The organism is Rheinheimera sp. (assembly GCF_020217005.1).
Classification (GTDB): Bacteria; Pseudomonadota; Gammaproteobacteria; order Enterobacterales; family Alteromonadaceae; genus Pararheinheimera.
In genome coordinates this window covers 1-10,000 of sequence record NZ_JAIWOI010000195.1, presented here as the reverse complement: position 1 = coordinate 10,000, position 10,000 = coordinate 1, and the positions used below count along the sequence as shown (strand labels likewise).

Sequence of the window (10,000 nt, the reverse complement as noted above, 5' to 3'; positions counted from 1 at the left end):
GTTCCCCACCTTACAAGCCGAAGTGCCGGCAGACCAACAACGGCCTGATTTATATGCCGGTCTTGGTGTTGTGGTATTTAACGGCCCTCAGGGCAAAGGCTTTTTTAAAGGTGGTCACAATGATTCCACCGGCAATATGCTGGTCTGTCTGGAGGCCAGTCAACGTTGCGTGGTGATACTGGGCAATGACTTGCGTGCAGAAAGGGCTATTCCTTATTTGGTCGATTTTATTCTTGGTCCAACCGGACTACCGTGGCACTGGGAATATGGCAATAAGAACTTCTGGCAGCCAACAACAGTGAAATAGCTTGCTGTCGTAGCGTTGTCGTAGCTTTGCCGTAACCTGCAGTCGTTATTTGAGTTATCTTTGCGTCTATGGGTCAATGCAAGGTATCGAAGCCATGAAAATTAATGCAGAACTGGTAAAAAAACTAAGAACTGACAAGCAATGGTCACAGGAGCAACTGGCAGCAGCTTGTGGTCTGAACCTGCGTACCATTCAGCGGCTGGAAAATACGGGCAATGCGTCTATTGAATCAGTGCGGGCCTTAGCTGCTGTGTTTGCAGTAACGGCTAACAGCTTGCTGTTGGAACACGAAGTTTCGCAAGTGAGCTCTCCTAATCCTGTTACAGTGGTCAAAGAGTGTTTTATACAGTTCGCAGATTTTTCCGGCACAGCCAGCAAGTATCAGTACTGGTGGTTTTTAGTTTTTGTATTGCTGATTAGTGCGCTTGCAGAAATTATCAGCCCGGTATTAAGGCTGTTTGTCACTGTACTTATTCTGTTGCCATTTTTGGCTGTAGGCACACGCAGACTGAATGACGCAGGACAAAATGTCTGGTGGCAAATGATGTATCTCGTCCCTTTTGGCTTTGTGGTGGTATTGTTTTTTATGGCCAAAGACAGCATACAACCTACCTTGTCCACGCCGCCCAGGGCGGATAGCCGGGCATAAAAAGAAATTGAGCCTCAGGAACAAAAGTAAGTGAATATTATCAATAAACATGATTTGCTGGACCTGCTGCTGCACAACTATGAACAGGACATAGGCAAGGATTTTACCGCTTATCGTCATCATTGTTACCGTGTACTGAATCTGGCGTTTTGGCATTCTGACCACTCAAATCAGTCACTGGAAAAAATTGCTATAGCCTGTGCTTTTCATGATCTGGCCATTTGGGCCTGCGATAACTTCGACTACATAGACCCGTCCGTAGCTTTAGCTCAGCATTATCTGCAGCAACAAGGCCTGGCGGACTGGTCGGCAGATATCAGTTTATTGATCAGCGAACATCACAAAGTCACAACCTGTGACGACGATAAACTGGCTGAGGCTTTTCGCAAAGCCGACTGGACAGATGTTTCGCTGGGTTTGCTTAATTTTGGTCTGGACCGTGCTCTGCTGCGAGCCTTGTATCAAGCCTTTCCCACTGCTGGTTTTCACTGGCGGCTGGTGCAGCTGTCGGCCGCTCATTGTGTCAGGCATCCACTCAAGCCTCTGCCCATGTTTAAATGGTAGTGAAGGTACTGGTTTTTAAATAAAGGAAATGAACAATGCACAAAGATGGAAAACTAAACTACGTCGAATTTCCCGCCAAAGATTTAACAGCGACCAAAGCATTTTTCAGCGCGGCTTTTGACTGGAGTTTTGTCAACTATGGCCCGGATTACGCAGCCTTTTCTGATCAGGGTTTAGACGGTGGATTTTTCCGCTCAGAACAAAGCTCCACCGCGGCCACAGGCGGAGCATTATTGGTGTTTTACAGCGCAGATATCAGAGCCACTTTAGCCAAAGTCCAGCAACAGGGTGGCATTGTGATTAAGCCTATTTTTGACTTCCCTGGCGGCTGCCGTTTTCACTTCACCAAACCCAGCGGCAACGAGTTTGCGGTCTGGTCGGAGTCTAAAGACTAAGCCAGATTGGGCTTAGCCCTGAGCCACTTTAATAAACACCGGATTGCTGTAAAACCATAAATCGTGCCATGGGTTTTCCCCTTTGGCATCAGGCTCTGGTTCCAACTCATTTTTATTGTTGGTACCGCGTAAACGAAGATACTGGCTGCTGCTGACGTTGCCCAGTGGCACTTCAAACTGGCTGTAGCCGTCTTTATTACTCCAGTCGGCTGAGTAAAAACGTTTAGTCACTGTGGTGGCCGCTGTTTCGTCGCTGTTACGATTGTTCACCGGCCCTGTGATCAGGCCCTGGATCACGTCCACCCGCTGCACTTCCGGGTTAAAACCACCGCCGTTTTTACTGTTAGGGTCACGAAAACGTACTCTGAGCACCAGCTCATCTTGTGGTGTGATGCTGAGCGTCTGACCTGCAGTGGCGGTTTTATCTGAGTTTTTGACCGCCACTTCGACAAAAAGCGCATCTATCAAATCACCCGTCGTAACAAAAACCTGGCCAGCTTTGAGTGCGGCAAAAATGCTGTCGTAGTTTTTATCGGCATAGACATAAGTTTTGGCGTATTGGCCTGGCCAGAAATCGGCCCAGCCATCGGTGTAATGGCCATGACTATCGGACACTCCTGTCACCCACCAATGCCGGCCTTCACTCAATAAACTATCCCACACCCCACCTACACGAGCCGTCATCTGGTCGTAGCCACCCATAGTCGGATAATCCGGGTATTCACCACGAATGGCGGTTGGGTCTGTGCTGCCATCCGGATTTAAAGTCGCCGCCTGATGGCCTTCAGCACCCGTCATACCTATCACCACATCGGGCGCTATATCCTGCCAGTCGCGCAGTTGCGCTGGGGTCACTTTATTGTACTGGCGAAAACCTGTAGCTAACCGCGCCGGGTGATTCACCAACAACAGAGGTTTATCCGGTAATGCATTCATGGCTTCTAAGGCCTGCAGCATAAACGCATCTTCGGCTTTCTCTGGTCCTGGCGGTACACCCTGACGGCCGTTGTAGCGGCTTTCGATTTGATACAGCTGCTCAGCTTCGGTTGGCCGGTGCGGCATAATAAAACTGGCATGGCGACCGCCAGGGCTATTGCCTGGCACATCAAACTCCATGCCGTAAAATTGCAGAATTTGCGGTAAGGCTTTACGTGAAGCCAGAAGTTCAGGGTACGCCTGCTCCAGCGCCAGTTTGGCACGATTTGGCCCACCGTGGTCGGTGATCACCATCCAGCTTAAGCCGTAATGTGACGCCATTTGCGCATTTAGCGGAATCGAATATTTAGCATCGCCACCTAAAATAGGGGCTGGCGGAAACACAGAGTTATCCCATTTCACACTGTAATGCGTGTGCACATGGTGATCGCCGGCCAGCCAGCTTTTGCCTTGTTCCGGTTTTTGTTCTGTCATCGGCTCAGTTTGTACCTGCTGACAAGAGGCCAGCAGAATGACCACGCCAGCTATACTCAGCTGCTTTCTGTACTTTATCAAAATAGCTCCTTATTGAGGGGGTCAGGCAAAATCCAGGGCCTGACCCCACAGGCTTAGCCAAAGTAATTGACGCTGCAGCGAGGCGAAAGCACGCAGTCAACAAAGCTACAGCTTCAAGCAAAGAGGCGTCGCCAAAGTAATTGATGCTGCAGCGAGGCGACAAGCGCTTGAGACCCCAGGAGCATAGTAAACCTATGTGACTGGGGCGAAAGCGCGCAGTCAACGAAGCTGCAGCTTCAAGTACGAAGGCGGCAATTAGAACTGTACTGTCACGCCGGCCATATAAGTCCTGCCACTAAAGGTGGTGTTATAGGCTCTGTCGCTGGAATCACTGTACAACTCATCCCGTACATTGGTCAGGTTGATCGCTTCCAGGTTCAGTTTTATGCTGTCGCTTAAACGGTAAAAGGCAGAGAAATCGACGTTGGTGGTAGCATGGTAACCGCGCTCATCATCGTCAATCGAGCCACTTTCCACCGCTGTGATGTAGTCACTGCGGTAAGCCGCAGCCACACGGGCACCCCATTGTTCAGTTTCGTAATACAGCGTGAAGTTGTAACTCTGTTTGGATAAACCAGGGAATGCTTTCACCTGATCTTCACCAGAGTTTTCCACGTTACGATACAAGGTATTGCCGTCCGCCCAGGTGTAGTTGGCGATCACGCCTAAGTTATTAAAAGGTGCTGGCAGGAAATCCAGATCCCGTTGCATGGCCAGTTCAAAACCTTTGATGGTGGACGAATCTGAGTTTTGTGGTGACGACACATTAAAAATGTCGTTTACCGTTTTTCCTTTTGGTAACAATTCAGCCGGCAAACCCAGTTCGCTGTACACAATCTGCTGAGTTTCAGTGACGATAAAGTTATTAATGTCTTTGTAAAACACTGCGGCAGACAACAAACCTACATCTTCAAAATACCATTCCAGCGCCGTATCAAAGTTATCCGATTCAAAAGGCTGCAAATGCGGGTTACCCACTGAAATCTGGCCTATGTCATTTTCGCCCAACGAGGTTTGGCTAACATTGGCCGAAAACGCCATAGCCCCTAATGAAGGACGGGTCATATTTTTACTCAGGCCAGTACGCCAAATCACATCTTCAGCAAACTCGTAGGCAATGTTCAGGCTGGGCAAATAGTCTGAATAATCACGCACCATCTCTGTTGGAATACCTTTGGACAAGCCCTTAGAAGTTAACTCTGTGGTGAAGTAACGCACGCCTATATTGGCGCGCAGCGGCATACCCGCTACATCGTATTCGGTATCGTAGACCAGATAAGCCGCCTGAGTTTCTTCAGCTAAATCATAAGCCGAACTTTCCACTGTGTAGGCCTCCGTTAAGGTGAAATCGGTCAGGCCATAAAATGCCTGTAACGCTGCCATATCGCCTTGTAACCAGCTTTTATCCGGATGGCCATTAAAGACCTGAACCTGTTCAGCCGTCAGGGTTTTCACCCCCTGATTTTGTGGCGTAGCTTTATTGCTTGGGAAATCCTGCGCCACCCGCTCAAAACCTGTGTTGGTGAACTTTTTATAGTTGGCACCAAATTTCAGACTGGAGCTGTCGGTTAAACCATAGTCAAAATCCAATTTGGCATTATCAAAGTCGGAGTAGATAAAGTTGGACTGAAAGTACAAATCTTTAACTGTGTAACCAGCCAAAGTGGTGACATCAAAGCTGGGTGAATAGCTGTGACCGTAAAAAGCGTCCTGGGTAAAATCAGTAATAATATTCACTTTTTTACTGGCTTCGATATTCAGCTTGTTCACACGCGGCTGCTCGTAATCAGAAGAGCTATGGCCTATCAGAGCACTCATTTTTAAATCGTCAGTCAAAGTCCAGTCTGCAGTTAAGCTGATCTGATCTAACACCGACTCATTGTGATCCTGACGGTTTTCATTACGCCAGGTGGCGTTTTTATAATCGGCATACACCACTTCTTTGCTGCCGTTATTGTCGCGCCACACCAGGCTGTTAACAGTCGAGTTGTCCTTCACCGCCATATGATGCTCAGACAATTCGTTCTCCAGTTTGCCGTGCATCAGGTCCAGCACCAGGCTGAAGTCTGAGCTGGGTTTGTACTGCAAAGCAGCCGTAATACCTAAACGGTTTTGCTCATTTTCCCAGACTGAATAACGGTGGCCACGCGGGAACCACAGCTCACCTGAGTTCAGTAGTGCCTGCAGTTCAGTGTCGCTGGCATCGGCCGCTTTTTTACCACCTTCACGACGCCAGCGCGTCGTGTTGGTGCCGTATTCGTTGGTGGCTCTGTCGCTGTAAGCCACAGACACTAAAGCGCCGAAATCTGACCAGGTATTCGACAATAAAGCAGCAACACGAGGGTCGGTGCTGTCTGTGTTGCTGTTGGTTCCTGCCTGAGCAGAAATGGCCGCCTGAGCACCGTCGTAATCAAAAGGTTTGGCGGTACGTAAATTGACAGTACCAGCTATGCCACCTTCTTCCTGATCAGCAGAAAAAGATTTTTTCACATCAATCTGGTTAAAGAGTTCAGAAGCAAAAATATTAAAGTCAAAAGCTCTGGTACGGGACACACCACCACGCGCATCCATAGGCGAAGACGAAGTCCCTAAAGCTTCCATGCCGTTGACCTGCACCCGGGTAAAATCAGGGCCTAAACCACGCAAAGAAATCTGCCGGCCTTCGCCACCTTCGCGGGTAATAGTGACACCAGGCACACGCTGTAAGGAGTCGGCCAGGTTCAGGTCAGGAAAATCGGCAATATCTTCGGCCACTATCGAGTCCTGAGCGATCATAGCTTCCCGTTTCAGATCTTTGGCTTTGATAATAGAGCTGCGAAAGCCTTTGACTTCAATCACTTCTGTTTCTGCGGCTTTAGCTTCTGCATTAGATTGAGCTAAGGCGATAGGGGCGATTAAAGCCGGCAGTGCAGCCAGCACGGCCAAAGCCAGATGACTCTTGCGAAGATTCGTCTTCATAATTAATCCATTATTCCTGTTTAGTTGAGCTGATTCAGTAGTTCTGCCAGGCCTAAAAGCGCAGCAGTCCTCCTAAAGAGCAACAAACAGTGATTTATGGACAAAAAAGTTTATGAAAGTTTTTTTACGATGGGGGTAAAGTTAGCTTAAACCGAAACTGAGCCTCCACCTTGAGCTTTAGAAAGCGGACATCATGCCCGCTCTACACAGTTATTGAATCTCAAACAACTCCACATCAAAAATCAGGGTTGAACCTGCCGGGATTTTGCCAGCGCTGCGGTTGCCATAACCCAGATTAGAAGGGATATAAAAGCGGAATTTATCGCCCACTTTCATTAACTGTACGCCTTCGGTCCAGCCCGGAATCACGCGGTTTAAAGGGAAGGAAATAGTTTCGCCGCGCTCAACTGACGAATCGAATACTGTGCCGTCGATTAAGGTGCCGTGGTAATGCACCCGCACTGTACTACTGGCGCTTGGATGGCTGTCGCCGCTGCCACTTTGTAACACTTCATATTGCAGACCTGAAGCTGTACTTTTAACGCCGTCTTTTTTACTGTTTTCTGCTAAAAATGCGCTGCCTTTTTCCAGATTCAGCGCTGCAGCTTTTTGGTTATTGGCGTTGTTGTAGAAGTAATAAGCTACACAAGCAAGCACGAGGATGATTAAAGCAATTTTCATAGTAGACCCGATCCATTAAGTTTAATGAGGGCTATCTTAGGGTGCATAGTGGTTTTGGTCAAAGTTAAGCAGTAAAACCTGCAGCAACCTTTATCTCTGTTTTCCTTTGTTTTTGTTAGTTTGTAACCGCCACTCTTGAGCCCAATGCCGGCTTTGCCTACAATGGCGCACGATTTTTCATTACAGGCCGAAGCCATGACAGAAACCAGCACTCAAGACACAGCAGCACGTCCGGATTTACCGGATCGTCTTTGCATCAACCCACGCAGCCCACATTATGTCGCCGCTATTTTTGAATATGACGTAGGTATTCGCCTGAACGGCAAAGAACGTTTTGATGTGGAAGAGTACTGCATCAGCGAAGGTTGGGTGAAAGTGGCGGCTGCCAAAGCGCTGGACCGTCGTGGTCAGCCGTTACTGATGACGTTAAAAGGCAAAGTAGAAGCTTTTTATCGTTAAAAGCATACAACTCGCCCAGACTGTCGTTTGGACGCGAGACGGGCAGGGATAAACCCTGCCCCCACATTTTCGCAGTGAGGGCAACCTAAGTAGTCGTATTTAGCCTAAGAAAAATGCAATAGTTCCCCATCAAAACTCCGCTGTAATCCCAAGCATATAAGTACGGCCACTGTAGGTGCTGTTGTAAGCTCTGTCACTGGAATCGCTGTATAACTCATAACGCTGGTCGGTCAGATTTAAAGCGTCAAAGTTCAGTTTTATATGGGCGTTTAGCCGGTAATAAGCCGAAAAATCCAGGTTAGTGCTGGCGTGATAACCCCGCTCATCATCATCCATAGAACCACTTTCCACACTTGTGATGTAGCGGCTTCTGTAAGCTGCTGCAACCCGGGCACCCCAATCCGGGGTTTCGTAATAGAGTGTCAGGTTGTAACTTTGCCTGGATAAGCCCGGCAGAGTTTTACGCTGGCTTTGGCCAGAATTTTCTACATTCTGGTACAAAGTGTCGCCATCAGCCCAGGTGTAGTTGGCGACCAGGCCTGACTGATCAAAAGGCGTTGGCAGAAAATCCAAATCACGTTGCAACGCCAGTTCAACCCCCTGAATGCAGGACGAGCCCGAGTTTTGTGGGGAAGATAAAATAAACATATCATCTACAGTTTTGCCTTCAGGTAAAAGCTCTGCGGGCAGGCCAAGCTCACTGTAACGCCGCTGTTGGGTGTTAGTCAGAATAAAGTTGTTGATGTCTTTATAAAACAGCGAAACAGAAGCCAAACCTCTGTCATGAAAATACCATTCCAACGCCAGATCAAAGTTGTTGGACTCGTAAGGTTGTAGCTGTGGATTGCCTCTGGAAATTTGGCCAAGATCGGTTTCCCCCAAAGAGGTTTTACTGACATACACCGAAAAGGCCATAGCGTCTAAAGATGGGCGGGTGATATTTTTACTCATGCCAGCGCGCCAGATCAGATCCTGCTGCGGTTCATAGGCCAACTCCAGACTGGGCAGATAGGCCGAATAGTTGCGCTGAAGACTCAGATGCTGACTATCGGCAAGCCCTTGTGAGCTGACTTCTGTGTCAAAAAACCGTAAGCCAAAACGCGAACGCAGTGATGAACCCGCAAACTCTGCATACTGCTGATACAACAGATAAAGTGCCCTGGTCTGCTCAGCCAAATCGTAGACAGTGTTTGATAAGGTATGGGCATCGGTCAGGGCAAAATCACTCAGGCCATAATAATTTTGCACCTCAGCCAGAGAACCTTCCAGCCAATGTTGGTCCGGATGGCCCTGGTAGACCAGAACCTGATCCGGACTCAGGCTAGTCAGGCCCTGATGTCTGGGTGTGGCACTGCTATATGGAAAGTCACCTGCCTCACGTTCAAAGCCTGAATTACTGAATTTTTTATGGTGGATACCAAACTGCAGTCTGTCGTGATGGTTCAGCTGATAATCAAAATCCAGCTTGGCAGTATCAAAAGCTGAATAGATAAAGTTGGACTGGAAAAACAGATCTTTCACTGTATAACCCTGCAGTCCGCTGACGTCAAAATCAAACGAATCACTGCGGCCATAAAATGCATCTTGCCTGAAGTCAGTGATGATGCTGGCTTTTCTCTTCGCTTCAATATTGAGCTTTTGTAACAGTGGCTGGCTATAGTCAGATGAACTCTGGCCCAGCAAAGCGCTGATCTGCAGCTGAGCTGTGACTTCCCAGTCGGCTGCCAAACTGATTTGCTCAAACACTGACTCGTTGTAATCCTCACGGCTTTCGTTGCGCCAGCTGGCATTTTTATAGCTGGCATAGACGACTTCTTTGTCACCTTTGGCACTTGGACGCCAGATCAGCTCATTCACCAGATCATTGTCTTTGACCGCCATATGATGTTCTGCCAACTGGTTTTGTAGTTTGCCCCGCATCCAGTCCAGCACCAGACTAAAATCCTGACTGGGTTTGTATTGCAATGCTGCTGTGATACCCAAACGATGTTGTTCATTGTCCCAGACAGAAAAACGCTGACCGCGCGGAAACCACAACTCGCCTGAATCCAACAGGTTTTGCAGTTCAGTATTACTGCTATCCGCCGCCTTTTTACCAGTTTCGCGCCGCCAGCGTGTGGTATTGCTGCCATATTCATTGGTAGACCTGATACTGTGAGTCACAGAAAATAAGGCGCCAATATCTGACCAGAGCTCAGAGAACACAGCGGAGAAGCGTGGATCAGAGCTGTTGGTGTTGCTGTTTGTGCCCAACTGAGCCGAAATACTGGCTTTTGGTCCGTCGTAATCAAAAGGTTTGGCGGTATGTAAATTCACAGTGCCCGCTATACCCCCTTCTTCCTGATCGGCAGAATAAGATTTTTTCAGATCAATCTGGTTAAACAGCTCAGAAGCAAAGATATTAAAGTCGAATGCTCTGGTTCTGGACAAAGCACCACGCGCATCCATAGGCGACGACGAAGTGCCTAACACCTCCATCCCATTCACTTGCACCCG

8 protein-coding genes and 1 pseudogene are annotated in these 10,000 nt (G+C 48.3%); 5 read left to right on the top strand and 4 right to left on the bottom strand.

Annotated features, from left to right (window positions below; translation table 11 throughout):
• The 4 genes from LDL40_RS09580 to LDL40_RS09565 form a co-directional block, all read left to right on the top strand.
• On the top strand, nt 1-307 hold a 307-nt coding region (locus LDL40_RS09580; protein WP_300995095.1), incomplete at its 5' end, for a hypothetical protein.
• Nucleotides 308-401: 94 nt separating this feature from the next.
• Entirely contained in the window at nt 402-956 is a 555-nt protein-coding gene (locus LDL40_RS09575; protein WP_300995094.1) for a DUF805 domain-containing protein, read from the top strand.
• Between the two features lie 30 nt (nt 957-986).
• Entirely contained in the window at nt 987-1,520 is a 534-nt protein-coding gene (locus LDL40_RS09570) for a hypothetical protein (RefSeq protein ID WP_300995093.1), read from the top strand.
• Nucleotides 1,521-1,555: 35 nt separating this feature from the next.
• Nucleotides 1,556-1,915, top strand: coding sequence for a VOC family protein (locus tag LDL40_RS09565; RefSeq protein ID WP_300995092.1), 360 nt, complete (start codon nt 1,556-1,558; stop codon nt 1,913-1,915).
• Nucleotides 1,916-1,927: 12 nt separating this feature from the next.
• Here the strand turns inward: LDL40_RS09565 and LDL40_RS09560 are convergent, their stop codons facing one another.
• From LDL40_RS09560 to LDL40_RS09550, 3 genes and pseudogenes are all read right to left on the bottom strand, one after another.
• The gene (locus tag LDL40_RS09560; protein ID WP_300995091.1) at nt 1,928-3,406 is read right to left on the bottom strand and encodes a phosphoesterase; all 1,479 of its coding nucleotides are present in this window, start codon (nt 3,404-3,406) and stop codon (nt 1,928-1,930) included.
• A 255-nt stretch (nt 3,407-3,661) separates the two neighbouring features.
• On the bottom strand, nt 3,662-6,364 hold the full coding sequence (locus LDL40_RS09555; RefSeq protein WP_300995090.1) for a TonB-dependent receptor: 2,703 nt from the start codon (nt 6,362-6,364) through the stop codon (nt 3,662-3,664).
• Nucleotides 6,365-6,574: 210 nt separating this feature from the next.
• Nucleotides 6,575-6,976, bottom strand: a pseudogene (locus tag LDL40_RS09550) (FKBP-type peptidyl-prolyl cis-trans isomerase); the annotation flags it as partial.
• Nucleotides 6,977-7,207: 231 nt separating this feature from the next.
• Here LDL40_RS09550 and LDL40_RS09545 point away from each other — a divergent pair.
• Complete coding sequence (locus LDL40_RS09545) at nt 7,208-7,504, top strand: DUF3297 family protein (RefSeq protein WP_300995089.1); 297 nt, start codon at nt 7,208-7,210, stop codon at nt 7,502-7,504.
• 129 nt (nt 7,505-7,633) lie between these two features.
• Here the strand turns inward: LDL40_RS09545 and LDL40_RS09540 are convergent.
• The coding region (locus LDL40_RS09540; protein ID WP_300995088.1) for a TonB-dependent receptor at nt 7,634-10,000 on the bottom strand (2,367 nt) is incomplete at its 5' end.

What these genes read in the sequence shown, in the direction of transcription:
- LDL40_RS09555 (WP_300995090.1), bottom strand. Translation starts at nt 6,364, where the DNA reads ATGAAGACGAATCTTCGCAAGAGTCATCTGGCTTTGGCCGTGCTGGCT.
- LDL40_RS09545 (WP_300995089.1), top strand. Translation starts at nt 7,208, where the DNA reads ATGGCGCACGATTTTTCATTACAGGCCGAAGCCATGACAGAAACCAGC.
- LDL40_RS09565 (WP_300995092.1), top strand. Translation starts at nt 1,556, where the DNA reads ATGCACAAAGATGGAAAACTAAACTACGTCGAATTTCCCGCCAAAGAT.
- LDL40_RS09575 (WP_300995094.1), top strand. Translation starts at nt 402, where the DNA reads ATGAAAATTAATGCAGAACTGGTAAAAAAACTAAGAACTGACAAGCAA.